Source organism: uncultured Pelagimonas sp. (assembly GCF_947498515.1).
Taxonomy (GTDB): Bacteria; Pseudomonadota; Alphaproteobacteria; order Rhodobacterales; family Rhodobacteraceae; genus Pelagimonas.
Genome location: NZ_CANMKO010000004.1, coordinates 286,856 through 300,475 on the forward strand (window position 1 = coordinate 286,856; position 13,620 = coordinate 300,475).

Annotated in this window: 15 protein-coding genes and 1 tRNA gene; 2 read left to right on the forward strand and 14 right to left on the reverse strand. The window is 54.9% G+C overall.

The window, feature by feature from the left end; all coding sequences use genetic code 11:
• Nucleotides 1–27: 27 nt before the first annotated feature.
• The 5 genes from nusB to rlmB all read right to left on the reverse strand — a co-directional run bounded on the left by nusB (nt 28) and on the right by rlmB (nt 3,595).
• Nucleotides 28–513 carry a transcription antitermination factor NusB gene (gene nusB, locus Q1A43_RS10065; protein WP_299934703.1) on the reverse strand — a complete coding sequence of 162 codons (486 nt, stop codon included), beginning with the start codon at nt 511–513 and terminating at the stop codon, nt 28–30.
• Nucleotides 510–1,061 (reverse strand): 6,7-dimethyl-8-ribityllumazine synthase, encoded by a 552-nt coding sequence (locus Q1A43_RS10070; protein WP_299927679.1) that lies wholly within the window; start codon nt 1,059–1,061, stop codon nt 510–512. The genes nusB and Q1A43_RS10070 overlap by 4 nt, the downstream gene beginning before the upstream one ends.
• Nucleotides 1,061–2,188 (reverse strand): 3,4-dihydroxy-2-butanone-4-phosphate synthase, encoded by a 1,128-nt coding sequence (ribB, locus tag Q1A43_RS10075; RefSeq protein WP_299927682.1) that lies wholly within the window; start codon nt 2,186–2,188, stop codon nt 1,061–1,063. Before ribB ends, Q1A43_RS10070 begins: the two co-directional genes overlap by 1 nt.
• A gap of 86 nt (nt 2,189–2,274) precedes the next feature.
• Nucleotides 2,275–2,601: a hypothetical protein gene (locus Q1A43_RS10080; RefSeq protein ID WP_299927685.1), complete on the reverse strand. Its 327-nt coding sequence runs from the start codon at nt 2,599–2,601 to the stop codon at nt 2,275–2,277.
• Between the two features lie 208 nt (nt 2,602–2,809).
• The gene (gene rlmB, locus Q1A43_RS10085) at nt 2,810–3,595 is read right to left on the reverse strand and encodes a 23S rRNA (guanosine(2251)-2'-O)-methyltransferase RlmB (protein WP_299927687.1); all 786 of its coding nucleotides are present in this window, start codon (nt 3,593–3,595) and stop codon (nt 2,810–2,812) included.
• Nucleotides 3,596–3,724: 129 nt separating this feature from the next.
• Here rlmB and Q1A43_RS10090 point away from each other — a divergent pair.
• Nucleotides 3,725–3,808: transfer RNA gene (locus Q1A43_RS10090), tRNA-Tyr, on the forward strand.
• Nucleotides 3,809–4,156: 348 nt separating this feature from the next.
• On the opposite strand, the gene manD is transcribed toward Q1A43_RS10090, so the two are convergent.
• The 8 genes from manD to Q1A43_RS10130 all read right to left on the reverse strand — a co-directional run bounded on the left by manD (nt 4,157) and on the right by Q1A43_RS10130 (nt 11,860).
• Nucleotides 4,157–5,383 (reverse strand): D-mannonate dehydratase ManD, encoded by a 1,227-nt coding sequence (gene manD, locus Q1A43_RS10095; protein ID WP_299934706.1) that lies wholly within the window; start codon nt 5,381–5,383, stop codon nt 4,157–4,159.
• A gap of 212 nt (nt 5,384–5,595) precedes the next feature.
• On the reverse strand, nt 5,596–5,787 hold the full coding sequence (locus tag Q1A43_RS10100; protein WP_299927693.1) for a hypothetical protein: 192 nt from the start codon (nt 5,785–5,787) through the stop codon (nt 5,596–5,598).
• A 75-nt stretch (nt 5,788–5,862) separates the two neighbouring features.
• Nucleotides 5,863–7,191 (reverse strand): HAMP domain-containing sensor histidine kinase, encoded by a 1,329-nt coding sequence (locus Q1A43_RS10105; RefSeq protein WP_299934708.1) that lies wholly within the window; start codon nt 7,189–7,191, stop codon nt 5,863–5,865.
• The gene (locus Q1A43_RS10110; RefSeq protein WP_299934710.1) at nt 7,172–7,849 is read right to left on the reverse strand and encodes a response regulator transcription factor; all 678 of its coding nucleotides are present in this window, start codon (nt 7,847–7,849) and stop codon (nt 7,172–7,174) included. Before Q1A43_RS10110 ends, Q1A43_RS10105 begins: the two co-directional genes overlap by 20 nt.
• Nucleotides 7,830–9,227 carry a ferric reductase-like transmembrane domain-containing protein gene (locus Q1A43_RS10115; protein ID WP_299934713.1) on the reverse strand — a complete coding sequence of 466 codons (1,398 nt, stop codon included), beginning with the start codon at nt 9,225–9,227 and terminating at the stop codon, nt 7,830–7,832. Before Q1A43_RS10115 ends, Q1A43_RS10110 begins: the two co-directional genes overlap by 20 nt.
• A gap of 26 nt (nt 9,228–9,253) precedes the next feature.
• Nucleotides 9,254–10,573: an LssY C-terminal domain-containing protein gene (locus Q1A43_RS10120; protein WP_299934716.1), complete on the reverse strand. Its 1,320-nt coding sequence runs from the start codon at nt 10,571–10,573 to the stop codon at nt 9,254–9,256.
• 6 nt (nt 10,574–10,579) lie between these two features.
• Nucleotides 10,580–11,314, reverse strand: coding sequence for a glycosyltransferase (locus Q1A43_RS10125; protein WP_299934718.1), 735 nt, complete (start codon nt 11,312–11,314; stop codon nt 10,580–10,582).
• Between the two features lie 204 nt (nt 11,315–11,518).
• A complete protein-coding gene (locus Q1A43_RS10130; protein WP_299934721.1) occupies nt 11,519–11,860 on the reverse strand; it encodes a hypothetical protein in 342 nt (113 codons plus the stop codon).
• 201 nt (nt 11,861–12,061) lie between these two features.
• On the opposite strand from Q1A43_RS10130, the gene Q1A43_RS10135 reads away from it, so the two are divergent.
• Nucleotides 12,062–12,307: a hypothetical protein gene (locus Q1A43_RS10135; RefSeq protein ID WP_299927785.1), complete on the forward strand. Its 246-nt coding sequence runs from the start codon at nt 12,062–12,064 to the stop codon at nt 12,305–12,307.
• A gap of 27 nt (nt 12,308–12,334) precedes the next feature.
• On the opposite strand, the gene Q1A43_RS10140 is transcribed toward Q1A43_RS10135, so the two are convergent.
• Nucleotides 12,335–12,979, reverse strand: coding sequence for a L,D-transpeptidase (locus Q1A43_RS10140; RefSeq protein WP_299927714.1), 645 nt, complete (start codon nt 12,977–12,979; stop codon nt 12,335–12,337).
• Nucleotides 12,980–13,620: the final 641 nt, after the last annotated feature.

Consider the following 13,620-nt stretch of genomic DNA (forward strand, 5'->3'; position numbering starts at 1 on the left):
CGTCGTGTTTCATGAGGGGTGAAACCGTTAAAACGCTTCTGGTTTGGCTTCGCGGGCCATGTGGTCAAGCACCGCGTTAACAAATTTGCCTTCCTTGCCCTCTGGGAAAAACGCCTCGGCGACGCTGACAAATTCCGAAATCACCACTTTGGGTGGGGTGTCCATCGCCACCAATTCCGCCCCAGCGGCGCGGAACAACGCACGCATGGTTGTGTCGATCCGATCAATTGGCCATTTCGCAACAAGGGCACGGTCGGTCATCTGATCGACCTTGGCCTGATAGCTCACCGCGTTTTCCAACAACTTGGAAAACAACGAAATATCACCTTCCAACATGTCAACACCGGCTTCAAGCTCGGCCCCGAAACGGTGATCCAAAAACTCTTGACGGACCTTGTCCAAACCCTGTTCGGACTGCTCCATCTGGAACAACGCCTGCACGGCAAAGAGCCGCGACGCCGATTTCATTTTGCGTTTCTGGTTGCCAGAAAGATTGTCACCGATTTGGCTCATGCGAGGTCAGGTCCCTTTGAAGCGCCCGCGATTTGGATTTCATCAGAAGCAGGCACAAAACCCACCCCCTTGCGCGGACCGCCCCACTTACGAGCAAGCGCCACAAGATGCAAGGCCGCCGCCGCCGCCCCGCCGCCTTTGTTTTGTTCGGCCACTTCGGCACGAACACGCGCTTGTTCATAATTTTCAACGGTTAAGATGCCATTGCCGATGCAAAGACCTTGCAATCCCAAAAGCGTAATTCCGCGCGAACTGTCGTTGCAGACGGTTTCGTAATGGGTGGTTTCACCGCGAATGACACAGCCCAGCGCGACATAGCCATCAAAGTTGCTCATCCGTTCGGCAATTCCAATCGCCGTTGGAATTTCCAGCGCGCCGGGAACTTCGACCAAATCCCAGGTTCCACCCGCCGCTTCGATCTCGGCCTTGGCACCGGCGACCTGTTCGTCGGCGATGTCTTTATAATAGGGCGAGGTTACAATCAGGATTTTGACCGGCTTATCAAACTCGGCCCGTGGCATGACGTGGTGATTGATAGAAGAGGCCATTAACCCAGCTCCGAGATTTTACGAGTGCCAACAATTTCAAGACCATAGGCATCAAGACCGACAACCTTTGGCACTTTGGAGTTGGTCAAAAGCGTCAGTTTCGACAACCCCAATGACGACAAAATTTGCGCGCCCAAACCGTATTGGCGCAGGGTTTTGGGCGAAACACCTTCAACCGGGTCAAGCTTCATCGAGGTGTCGCGCAACAGCACAACAACGCCGCGCCCTTCTTTGGCGACCTCGGCCATGGCGTGCTCAAACTCATGCGCGCGCCCCTTGGGGCCGGTGCCGATCACGTCGAGCATCGGGTCCATCGCGTGCATCCGCACTAAAACCGGCTCATCACCAGAAAGATCGCCTTTTGTCAGAACGATATGCTCATCCCCATGGGTTTCGTCGGTATAAATCCGCATGTTCCATTCGCCGCCAAATTCGCTTTGAATGACTTCTTCGTTGCGCACTTTGACAAGGTTGTCATGACGGCGACGATAGGCGATCAGATCGGAAATGGTGCCGATTTTCAAACCGTGGCGTTGAGAAAAGGCCACAAGCTCCGGCAGACGCGACATGGTGCCGTCTTCGTTCATGATCTCACAGATCACACCGGCCGGGTTCAACCCCGCCAAACGGCTCACGTCGACGGCGGCCTCGGTATGTCCGGCGCGGACCAGAACACCGCCGGCCTTGGCACGCAGCGGAAACACATGGCCCGGCGTTGCGATGTCGGCTTCGCCCTTGGAGGCATCGATTGCCACCGCAACTGTGCGCGCACGGTCGGCGGCGGAAATGCCGGTGGTCACGCCTTCGCGCGCCTCGATTGAGGTGGTAAAGGCGGTTTCGTGGCGCGACGAGTTGTTCGTCGACATCAGCGACAGACCCAGCTCAGAAATCCGATCGCCGGTCATCGCCAAACAAATCAACCCCCGGCCATAGAGCGCCATGAAATTGATCGCATCGGGCGTGGCCCACTGCGCCGGGATCACCAAATCCCCTTCGTTTTCACGGTCTTCATGATCAACCAGAATGAACATACGTCCATTGCGCGCGTCTTCGATAATCTCTTCGACCGAAGAAATGGCGTCTTTCCAGTTTTCCTCAACTGGGCCCGGGTTCTCGTAATCAGCCATGTCGCCTCCTGAATGTCACCCGCGCAGATAGCGCGCGAGCGCCTTTTTGACCAGAGGAAACGTGACGGCGCAAGCGGCGCAAAAGTCTAATCGATGATGTCCTCAAGAAAATCAAACGCTTCTTCAAAAAGCTTGGCTCCAAAGCTTTTGCGCTTCTTTGGCTTTTTGCGCTTGCGTTGGTAGTCGGCCTTGCTGTCTTTGCGCTTTTTGGAGGATTTTTGCGGATGGGGCCGCGCCGCGCCATACCCGAGCGCGCCCCGCGCATCGCCAACGGCGTCCGCCTTGAGGCGTTTGAGATTGTGAAGCGGAGCCCCACAGGAGCTGCACACCAATTCATGCCGCGCCTTTTCCAGCACCAGAGCAGCGCGGGTTCCGCAGTAACAACACGTGGCAATTTTGGGGTCTTTGTGCATCGGCAACTCCTTTTGACCTAAATAGGAAGCCTTGCACGGTGATAAAACCCCTGCCCGATTGCAGATTTCAAAGCCGATACAATCCGCATCCTTTGGTGAAACCCATGAGGAGGCTTGACTGGATTTCAACGGTTTGGATCGCCTTTGATCAGGCGGTTGCTATTGCCGATTGCTCCCCCGCATCAATCTTGGAAGCTGGGGCCGCCCCCTAGCCCCTTGGACGCGCCGCATACAAGGCCACGGCGGCAGCATTGGAGACATTGAGAGAGCCAAATTCACCAGCGAAATCGATCTTGACCAATTGATCAACGGTTTCCTTGGTTTTGGGCCGCAACCCCGGCCCCTCGGCCCCAAGCACAAGAGCAACCGGCGCATCCCGCCGCCCTTCTAGCGCTTGTTCAATGGTTTGTTCCGCTTCTCCGTCCAGCCCCAGAACCAAGTAGCCTAGTTTTTGCAGCTCTAGGATCGTGTCCGAAAGGTTGCGTTCGCGCAGATAGGGTTGACGTTCCAACGCACCAGATGCCGTTTTCGCCAAGGCTCCGGTTTCGGGGGCGGCGTGGTGGCGTGTTCCGACAACGGCTTGGGCCCCAAACACCTCGGCCGACCGCAGGATCGCACCGACGTTGTGGGGATCACTGACCCGATCCAACAGGACCAAGCGCAGTGGATCATCACCCGAAGTGATCGCGACCTCTTCCAAACGCCCCCAATTCAACGGCTTCACCTCAAGCGCTGCGCCTTGGTGAACCGATTGCGGATCAATCGGCGCTTTAAAACGGCGCGGATCGTGAATTTCGGGCTCAATCCCGGCTTCGCTCACCGCATCCTCAAGTTTTGAGGCGGCGTTGGGTGTCAGAATCAGCCGCAGCTTTTCCCGTTTAGGGTTAACAAGCGCGTCACGCACCGCATGCAAGCCGAACAACCAGACGGTTTGCGCCGCGGCGGCACGTTTGGCCTGTTCTTTTTCAATCACCCATTTTGGTTTTTCAGCCATATCACGCGCCTTTTTCTGCTTGGATCTCTCCTTGCACCCATGTTGCGCGCTTGCCAAGTTATTTTCCTGTTGACGCCGCTTTTGTGCGGTTGTAATCCCCCCCTCACGCCAACAATGTTGGCAAACGGTGGGCGACAGGCCGCAAGGTGTGGCAGGGGACTGTAACTCCCTCGAGGCGACTCACGCCTGGTTCGATTCCAGGGTCGCCCACCATTTAAATCATACAGTTACGATAGCAATGTGATCGCTTTGGATGCGGGCGGGTTTGACCCGCCTTAGTGTGTTTTCCCATGTGTCGATTTGAAAATGACGAGTTTTCTCTGCCGTCGCCTGGGTCGCAGAAAACCAAAGATCTCAAACCAATCTTGATTTGATTTTTGTGGCTTGCATGGGTTGTGTCCAATGCGAAAAGCTACGGCCAAGCGAATTTCGAGGCCTTACCCCCAAGTGTACCCTCGCAAAATGTGACGGATAGAGCGCGCGTTCGCACCAGATCCGCAGGTTTGTAAAGATGCAGAACCCACAGCAAAACCTATCAAAATAAGCCGACGAAATTCCGTTTCAGTAATCCCAGATTGTCCCATCTTCTAGTCGAACAACCGGGTGGCTTCCCGGTGAATATGTGTACTTCGAGGCCTCGGCTTCATCAAAATCAACACCTAACCCCGGCGCTTCGCTTACAAAAACCATTCCGTTTTCCATTTTGTGGCCGGATGGAAAAAGAGCATCACAGGCCGGCGTTCCAAGAACCAAATACTCTTGAATCCCAAAATTAGGGGCCCATGCGTTCAGGTGGTGTTGCGCCGCCATGCTTATGGGCGAGTGGCTTGGCGCGCCGTGAAATCCCGTGCGGACATTGTGTAGCCCGGCAAGATCAACGATGCGTTTCACATGCGTGATACCGCCAGCGTAGGTCACGGCAACGCGGATAAAATCAATCAACTCTTGTTCGATCAATTTATTGCAGTCCCAAATCGAATTGAAGACTTCGCCAATGGCGATGGGGACAGTCGAGTGTTGACGCAGCATTCGCAACGCATTCTGGTCTTCTGCCGGTGTTGGATCTTCTAGCCAATACAGCCCTACCGGTTCGACAGCCTTGGCGAACTCGGCGGCTTCGCGTGGGGTCAGACGGTGATGAACGTCATGGAGTATTTTAAGATCGGGGCCAAATCGCGCACGTATTTCAGCAAGAGCACCCGGCATGAAACGCATATAGAGATCGGTGTTCCAAATCTCAACTTTTGGACGGATGCCGCTGAAATCACTGATGTAATTATTGTTTGTACCGGGCTTGTCAGGCACCGCATAGCTGGCTGTTGGCATTCCGGGAATGCCACATTGCACCCGAACGGCCTTGTAGCCCAGCGCGACATAGGCCGCGATACTATCCATCAGATCGTCTAAATCCGCCCCAGTTGCATGGGCATAGACCAAAGCGCCATCGCGGCTTTTGCCGCCAAACAGTTGATAAAGCGGCATATTGGCCAATTTGCCTTTGATATCCCAAAGCGCCATATCAATGGCCCCAAACGCCGCCATCGCAATTGGCCCCCGTCTGAAATATGCCCCCCGATAAAAGAACTGCCAGATGTCTTCACTGTTTCGGGGGTCCATCCCAATCAGATTGGGAATGAGGTAATCTTGTAAATAAGCCGCCGGTAGGGTTTCACGATTGTTGAGCGTTGCATCGCCTAGCCCGTAAACACCTTGGTCTGTCATAATTTTCAGAGTGACATAGTTTTTAGCCGGACCTCCGACGAACACTTTTGCATCTGTAATTTTCATGTCGGCCCCTTCCGCAGCAGCCCCCTATTGGTGGGCTTAGACATCGGACTAAAACGGCGGTTCTTAGATATCGTGGCGCAGGTACGACCGCCCGTTAACATGTTGGATTGCGAGGGGGTGTAAGTCCAGCATCTACATAGGTTGCCGCCTTAGTAGCGCTAGACTTTGGCCCTACTAACGGGGGCCTAAGGACCTCTGCGATCGCCCATAAATCACGCTTTGGCGATGTCGGGTTCTTGTTTCGAGGCCAACATCCCTGCAATCCCACCAGCAACTGCGCCGATCAGACCCAAGGCCGCGAAGAGGCCGACAAATGCAAAGCCTATGGTGGCGAAAAAGCCTAAAGCGGCCAGTGCAACCACCAAACCAAGGGCATTCAGAGCGGCAGATTTGATGCGGTCCATTGTCGAGATCCTTCTTTGTTTTGTTTCGATAAAACAAAGATAGGGGCGCGCCCTCACAACTGCCTGACCGCAGATTTACATTTTTGTAAGTTTGCTAAAGCGAACAGAAACGGTCAGCCCGCGTCCTTGTGGGCCATCTGCAAGGCTAAGCTGGGCCTCATGCAGGGCGCTGATGGCCTGAACAATAGAGAGGCCCAGGCCAAAGCCAACGTTTTGTCGCGCGTTTTCAAGCTGAAAGAGAGGCTGCAGGACCTTTTCGCGCTGTGCAAATGGAATGCCGGGCCCTTGATCGCTGACAAAGATATGCGCGCCATGAACGCCCAATGTGATTTCCTGCCCAGACGGCCCATAGCGCATGGCGTTTTGAATCAGATTGGCAATCATTTGCACGATCAAATCGTGATCTCCCACGATCCGCTCGGGGTTCTCAATATCCAACCGCAGGGTTTGCCCGCCATCTTCGATAACCGGGCCAAAGGTTTCCGCGACCTGTCTTACCAACGCATCCAAATCAACAGGACCAAAGGCAGCTTTGCCTGCGCCGCTTTCGATCCTGGCCAACCGCAACAAGGCGTTAAAAGTTTCGCTGATGTGATCGATTTGTTCGATAGCCGCTTCCAGTTCATCAGCGCGAACGGCGCGATTTTTCTCTGTCAGGTCAATGAGGTTGGTTTCGACTTGGGCCCGCAACCGGGCAAGAGGCGTCCTTAAATCGTGTGCGATATTGGATGATTGGACCCGCATTTGCTCCATTGTCAGCTCAAGTCGGGCCGTTGTGGCATTGATCCTATCAGCCAAAAGGCTCAAGTCATCCGGGCGTCCCGGCAGGGATATCCGCGTCTCAAGACGGCCGCGCGCCACCTGTGCAAGACCGTCGCCAATCACGTTCAGACGGTGTTGTTCACGCCGCGCCAACCAAAGCCCAGACAACATGCCGATTATCAGTGTCCCAAAGAGCGAAACCTGCATGCCCCCCGCCAGAACCTCGCGCAGTTCTTCGTGCCGCTCAACATTCTCTGCGACAATGATCCGCCCGTCAGGTGTATTTCGGACAAGGAAACGAAATTCGGCATCACGTTGTCTGCCTGGGTCAAAGTTGTGGGGGCCATCCGGCAGGTCGGGCACCGGGAACGGTAAAAATCCTGTCCTTATACCGTTTGAAACAACGATGACTTCTTGGTTCGCCGAGGGTTGCGGAAGCGTTTGCCCCGTCCGAACCGCCTCGCTAACCTCAGCCATTTGTGCCTGCAAACGCGCATCAACAAGCCGGTTCATCTCGCGTTGCACCAACCAAAACGTTCCCACCCAAGCAAAAGTTGTCACAACCGCAAAAACCAGAAGAAGACTAAGCGTGAGGCGCACCGCCGAGAGGCGGGCAAACACCCTAAGTCGGTTCAAATACATAACCGGTGCCTCGTATCGAACGGATAAGCTTGTCTCCGAATGGTTTTTCGATCTTGCCGCGCAGTCGGCTGATATGGGTTTCAACGACGCTTGTGGTCGGGTCGAAATTCATATCCCACACCCGTTCCAAAAGCATGGTGCGCGTTTGCACCCGCCCATGCGAGCGTAAAAACACCTCAAGCAAAAGGAACTCTTTTGGGTTCAAGTCGATTTCCTGCCCCTGCCGGGTACAGGATCGTTTGTGCAAATCAATGGTGATGTCCCCTGCAGAGATCTTTGATGATTGTTCAACGACGGTGCCTTGCCGTCGCACAAGAACCTCAATCCGCGCCAAAAGCTCGCTAAAGGCGAAGGGTTTTGCAAGATAATCGTCGCCCCCGGCGCGCAGCCCTTCGACCCGATCCTCGACCTCATCCAAGGCCGTCAGGAAAATCGCGGGGGCGGTTACTTTGGCTTGGCGCAGGGCTTTCAGAACCGAAAGCCCATCCAATCCCGGCACCATCCGATCAAGTACCAGCACATCATAGTCTTGGGTTGTGGCCGCGATCAGGGCATCCTTGCCGTTCACAAACAGATCCACCACATGCCCGGCTTCACTCAGCCCCTTTTCAACCCAGGGGCCAAGCGTTGTGTCATCTTCAAGAACGAGTAGGCGCATGTGAGCTTCCTTTGGCGCGGGCCGCAAGATCACGGGCGGCATCCAGCACAGGTTTGCCTATATAGATCAAATCGGTCAATCCAAAGGCTCCTCTGAAATCAAAGCGTTCACTGTGAACGCGCCCTGTCATACCTATGGTTTCCCAGACCTGCGTCACCATGTTTTTCAGGCCCTCCGGCCCACAGAGATAGACCTGCGCATCTTGAGACATGGCCCGAACAATGTCGGAAAGCCGGTCGGGGTTCAGCCCCTCATTGCGACCATCCGATAGCACGATCAGGTCAAGTTGCGGCAACCTATCTGCATGACGTTCGATGTCGTTTAAAACGCCGGCGGTCTCTGTTGACCGGATGCAATAGATCAAGGTCACGCGTGCGCCATTGTCGGGCTGCATCCGGCCAAGCGCTGCAAGAAACGGCGTGATACCAACTCCGCCCGCGACCCAAAGCTGTTCCTTGCGGGCCCCGTCACCCTGAGGCAAAAAACGCCCGACGCCCCTGCCAAGCCGAAACTGGTCCCCGGGTTTCACTGAGTTCACAAATTGCTCCGTCCAATCACCGGCCGAGCGAATGACAAAACGGCGTGATGTGTCATCCCCGCCAGCGATGGTAAATGGGTGGGCTTCGGCCCGGGCGCAATTATGGGCAATCGTGGCGAACTGGCCCGGTTGAAACGCGGGCAAAGCCGTCTCTGAGCGAAGGGTCACATCAACTCCGCCATCAAAGGGTGTTGCCTGCTCGACTGTTACCAAACGTGTCGGGGCAACTTTGCGCAGCAGGGTTTGCCCCCATGCGATCAACCCGACAACAGAGACCACAGCCATCAACGTCCAGGGGGCGGCCCCAACGGCCAGAGGGCTTGCGACAAAGAACGTATGGTATGCTGCGAGCAAGAAAACCGGCCCCATCAACATATGGCTGGCCTTCCAGAGGTGATATGGGATCACCTTCACCATGGCAGCGGCCGACAGTACGATCAACCCTGTTGCGGCGATGTTGCCGACCTCTTCGCCAGTTTCAGCCAGATCAGGCAACACCCCTGCCCCAACGGAGGACGCCAACGCCCAATGCGCCAAAGCCCCCCCAAGAGCAAAGAACCCCAGCCATCGATGTGCGCCGTAGGACTTGTCAGGTCCCCCCATGATCCGGTCAACAATGCGCCAGCGCGCAGCAAGGATCAGCGTCAACGCCATCGAAGACATCGACAAGGCACCAAACCCCGCCGGAAGGATATTCGCCAGCGGTACAAATGGGGCGACAATGGCGATATGCGCCAGAGCAAAGGTCACGGCCATCAAGAGTGTCTTTTTGTTCATCGGTCCATCCAATTCTTGGTTGATCCACAAATAGGAGAACAGAGTCACACCAAGCTGTTCCAAAGGTTACATTTTTGTAAGACTTGCCATTAAGGCGCGATGTTCAGGCAGTCCGCCACATCAGAGGGTAATTGATAGCCAGCCTCAGCGAGCACCAGAACACCCCCGTCCGTTTCAAAATCGCTAAACTCACCATCCGCGACCGGCTTTGCGATCTCGGCAATTCCGACAACGTCGTAATGAGCGTTTTGACCCACTTGTGCGGCCAAAAGATCGCGTGATTTGTCGACCAGCGGGTCGATGTCATGAAGTATGACGGGCAAATGACCGTAGTATTTGATAGCGATTTCGTCATCTCGGCTTATCGCACCAAAATGCACCCCCCGGCCCATATCCCACCACCGAATATGCTCTCTCGATTGAAGCGTGCCGGGCATTTGAAAGGCACTGTCGGCGGGGAATTCATCTAAATAGAGTTCCGACACCGGTGGCGTCTCTTGCAGCAACAAGCGCAGATAAGTTGAAAACCCGATGTTGTCCTTTGAAAAGGTCAGGTTCTTTTCCCACCCCAACCGCCCCATCAATTCATTATCCGAGCTGTTTGTCAGGAGAACCACATTGACCGGTTGCGGTAGGTGCAGCCCGGTTTGACCGGGATAGACAAGGAATGGCCCCTGAGACGCATCACAAATGTCGGTGTAAGTGCCACGGGGATTTTCAGGAAGCCTGTGCGTATTCAGGACAAAGAAGTAGACCAAGTTAGAGGTTAGAAAGATAGCCCCGCCAACAGCCGCGATCTTGACGGCGCGGTTCCACAACGGCTTTTCGCTGCGCCGCCAGACGAAAATGCTGGCCAACAAAACAGAGAGGACAAGCGCAATCGCGCCAATGTGGTTCGATATGAAAGGCAAAGCATGATCCAAGGCCCGTTGCCCCACTGCGCCGTAAACCAAAAACTGACCAACGCCGAGAAAAACACCCAATGCTGCGGCGGGTGCAAAGCTCCGACGCGGCATTTTCATCGCCCCCGCCAGAAACGGAGTGATCCACGCAACGGGCCCCAAAAGACGGGACACCACAACGAACGCCGCACCTTTGGTTTCCAGTGCCAACTTGGCTTTTCGCCATGCGGTTCGGCGCTTCAACCGGTTGAGATACCGCAAAGACAATCGCGCCCCATAGCGCGCGCCGATTTGATAGCTGGCCAAGTCGCCGGCCCAAGCAAAGGCCAGCACAACAACCGCCGGCCAGACAGTGCCCGTTGCCGAAAACGCCGCGCCCGACGCAAGGAAGGCGAATTCACCGAAAACAAAGAAACCGACCCCAATCAAGGTATCGCAAAAGGCAACAAGGGCGAGAAGCGCATAGGCAGGCAGGGTGTCAATTGACGAAAGCAACTCCAACATCATATCGGCCTATTTGTAGTGGCCAAATTCATAGGGAATTTCTTGATTGTGGAGCTCTCCACTGAAAAATCTCCGGATATTGGCCCGCAGATACGTGAGACCCGTCGTGGCAAATCCATCCTGTTCCAAGCGCCGCGGATCAAAATGAAACTGTTGGCGCAGCACGCTGACGGCGCGTCGATCCCGGCGATGGGCCTTGAGCGCGTAATTGCAATCTTCACATAGGCTTAGACTTTCGTCGAACCCCTCGATGGCGGCGTGCATTTGGGGTGTTGAAAACAAGCATGCGCCAATTGCGGTTGGGAAAAACACAGAGGTGAGCCGAATACCTGCGTTAAACAGATTAAATCCAAGCTTGTAGAGAATGGCCAATCCGTCTGTGGACATCGTGACAATGCCAACGGCAGCCTGCTCGTCCTCAAGCTCTCCCAATGCAGTGCGCAGAAAATCCGACCCAAGGCGCGTGTCGGCATCAAGGAACAAAAGCCGCTTGCCCTGTGCGACGGCGGCACCGGTGTTGCGGCCAAGGCTGACGCCGCGGTTTTGCATTTCGATGACACGGTAATGCTCAAAACTGTGCGCCAACCCGTGCGACACATCAACCGTTCGGTCGGTGCTTTTGCTATCGACGTGAATGACCTCAAAATCGGTCCATGTTTGAGCAGCAAGATCCGACAGCAAAAGCGGCAGGCGTTTTTCTTCATTCAGTGTGATAATGACGATTGAAAGATGCGGTGTGGTCATGGTGATCCCCGAGAAGTTCAAAGGGCTTGCGGCCCAACTTCGCCTGTTGGACCACAGTTTCCTACACAGGGGATTTCCTAGGTTTTACAATTTTGTAAGTTTCGTCGATTTCAACCCAAAGGTTCGGCTCAACTCAATGACCATTGGATTTACGACACATATCGACCTTGGAACCCAGAGGCAGATACCGCCTACCACCGGCCCCTAATCGAAAAAATCGCCACCGTCGTCACCGCTGTTGTCCGTGTCATCCGAGTTCATCAGATGCGCCATGCCCAGACCCATCATCACACCCTCGGCTTCGCCGGTATCGTGGGTTGCACGCTTGTGCCCCATTGCAATTGCCTGCCGCCTACGGCGCGCTTTGAAGCTAATCCGGACAATGAATAAACCTAGCAGTATCAGCGTCACGCCAATGATGAGTGCCGCCCAAAAATCCTCAGTGACGCCTTTGCGATCAAAGACATCCACACTTGCACCAAAGATAACAAGCCCCACAACAAAGAAAGAAACACCTAGAACCACACCAATAGCCAGCCTGATCATTTTCCACCTCCATTTGGCGGCAAGTGCTCCCAACTTGAAACGCCTTGTCCATTCCGCCAAGTGTCGCGAAATGGTCCTGCTAGAGCGCTTGCGGTTTTGGTCTTTGAATGCGACCGTGGCGCTAAGACAATCGGACTATCAAGACTATTGGACTATAGAGAGCACCCCATGATCAGACCCTCCATAATTCTAACCGGCCCCATGTTCCTATTGGGCCTTGCGGCCTGCGAACCGGTGCCTACGGCCGACGGCGCGAAACCACAGGGGCTTGTCACAGTGCCAGAGTCTGTGTCCTCTATCGCCGCCTCACATCAGGATCTATCGACAGCCCGGCTTCGCCAACAGGATGGGTGTTATTGGTACACTCATCGTGGGCCCGTTGAGACCACAGAACTGCCGCTGAGAACAGACAACGGCAGCCCAATTTGCACCAGACCCGCAACCTGAGGGCCAATCGACGGGCGGCTCGGTCTTTTAGAGGTTCCCGCCGTCCGTTGGATACAGGTAGGCCGTAACGCCTGTTTCGACTTGATCATAGAGCGCATTGATATGCGGCATCACCATGCGAACACAGCCCGAACTTGCCCGCGTTCCAATTGATCTTGGGGCCGGTGTGCCATGGATGCGCAGGTAAGTGTCGCGGTTGCCGACATAAAGATACATCGCACGCGACCCAAGCGCATTGCTTGGTCCGGGGTCCATTCCATCGGTCCAGCGGGCATATTTGTCGGGCTCGCGGGCGATCATCGCACTTGTCGGGGTCCAACGCGGCCACTTTGTTTTACGTCTGATCGTATAAACACCCGGTTCATATAGACCGTCACGCCCGATGGCCGCGCCATACCGCATCGCCGATCCGTCATCCTGAATATGATAAAGGTAGCGGGCGACCGCATCGACGTGAATATCACCTGGCGTCAGCCCAGGATTGGCTTTGACCCGAACCGGTAGGAAACGCGGATGCAGCCCCCACGGATTGCTCGTCTCAAGGTCAAAACCCTCTGGTGTGACCTGCCTATCCCAAGCATCCCAGTCACTGGGCGCTGCAAAGGCAGGCCGGACAACTCCCGGCGCAGCCAAAGCGGCAAGAGATGCAATCATATGTCGTCTGGTAAACATGTAAGACCTTTCGAACCTGTCAGACCGGTGCTGACAATGAAACTGTTAAACCCGCGACGTCTGCAACCGCAATCTGGACAGGTCGCTGCATTTTTGACGGAATATCACGCCAAAACAGCAAGGTGTTGCCCGGAATCGCAGCTCACAAAGAAGTGTTCCATCACTATTGGGGAACGTTGGTCGTGTCGGGCAGTTTAGGGCGGCTATTCAAGCCGCCAAACATGCGAGACGCCCTAGCATTGTCGGCAAACGATTCGCCCGACGCCTGTTTGTCCCACCGACGGCGATCTCGCCGCCACTCAGCACTAATTCCTCTTGTTTTGAGTGGCTCCTACGCGGAACCATTACAATCTTAGATAGGATTTTTGGCATTTGTATGGGGCAAGCGGCATATGTTTACGGCCTCCTAATTCTCCCAACTTAGGGTCAGTTCGAGCTTTCGACACTGGAGGTAATCTAAGATTTTTTTCTCAAGAACACTTGGGTCGGCGTCTGTTTTTAACCCGGCTGCTAGATCAGGCACGTCTGACAAGGCCTCGCAAATGACTTATGGCGCAGCAATGTAACCTGCCTCTGGTCATCAATCGTCAACCATGTGGCAAGCAACTGAGGTTATTCCAAAGTTTGCGATTTACGCACCG

Excerpts from the sequence above, each read along its gene's own strand:
- manD (WP_299934706.1), bottom strand. The coding sequence starts at position 5,383 with ATGAAAATTACAGATGCAAAAGTGTTCGTCGGAGGTCCGGCTAAAAAC.
- Q1A43_RS10135 (WP_299927785.1), top strand. The coding sequence starts at position 12,062 with ATGTTCCTATTGGGCCTTGCGGCCTGCGAACCGGTGCCTACGGCCGAC.
- rlmB (WP_299927687.1), bottom strand. The coding sequence starts at position 3,595 with ATGGCTGAAAAACCAAAATGGGTGATTGAAAAAGAACAGGCCAAACGT.
- Q1A43_RS10110 (WP_299934710.1), bottom strand. The coding sequence starts at position 7,849 with ATGCGCCTACTCGTTCTTGAAGATGACACAACGCTTGGCCCCTGGGTT.
- Q1A43_RS10130 (WP_299934721.1), bottom strand. The coding sequence starts at position 11,860 with ATGATCAGGCTGGCTATTGGTGTGGTTCTAGGTGTTTCTTTCTTTGTT.
- Q1A43_RS10070 (WP_299927679.1), bottom strand. The coding sequence starts at position 1,061 with ATGGCCTCTTCTATCAATCACCACGTCATGCCACGGGCCGAGTTTGAT.
- Q1A43_RS10105 (WP_299934708.1), bottom strand. The coding sequence starts at position 7,191 with ATGTATTTGAACCGACTTAGGGTGTTTGCCCGCCTCTCGGCGGTGCGC.
- ribB (WP_299927682.1), bottom strand. The coding sequence starts at position 2,188 with ATGGCTGATTACGAGAACCCGGGCCCAGTTGAGGAAAACTGGAAAGAC.
- Q1A43_RS10100 (WP_299927693.1), bottom strand. The coding sequence starts at position 5,787 with ATGGACCGCATCAAATCTGCCGCTCTGAATGCCCTTGGTTTGGTGGTT.
- Q1A43_RS10140 (WP_299927714.1), bottom strand. The coding sequence starts at position 12,979 with ATGTTTACCAGACGACATATGATTGCATCTCTTGCCGCTTTGGCTGCG.
- Q1A43_RS10125 (WP_299934718.1), bottom strand. The coding sequence starts at position 11,314 with ATGACCACACCGCATCTTTCAATCGTCATTATCACACTGAATGAAGAA.
- Q1A43_RS10080 (WP_299927685.1), bottom strand. The coding sequence starts at position 2,601 with ATGCACAAAGACCCCAAAATTGCCACGTGTTGTTACTGCGGAACCCGC.
- Q1A43_RS10120 (WP_299934716.1), bottom strand. The coding sequence starts at position 10,573 with ATGATGTTGGAGTTGCTTTCGTCAATTGACACCCTGCCTGCCTATGCG.
- nusB (WP_299934703.1), bottom strand. The coding sequence starts at position 513 with ATGAGCCAAATCGGTGACAATCTTTCTGGCAACCAGAAACGCAAAATG.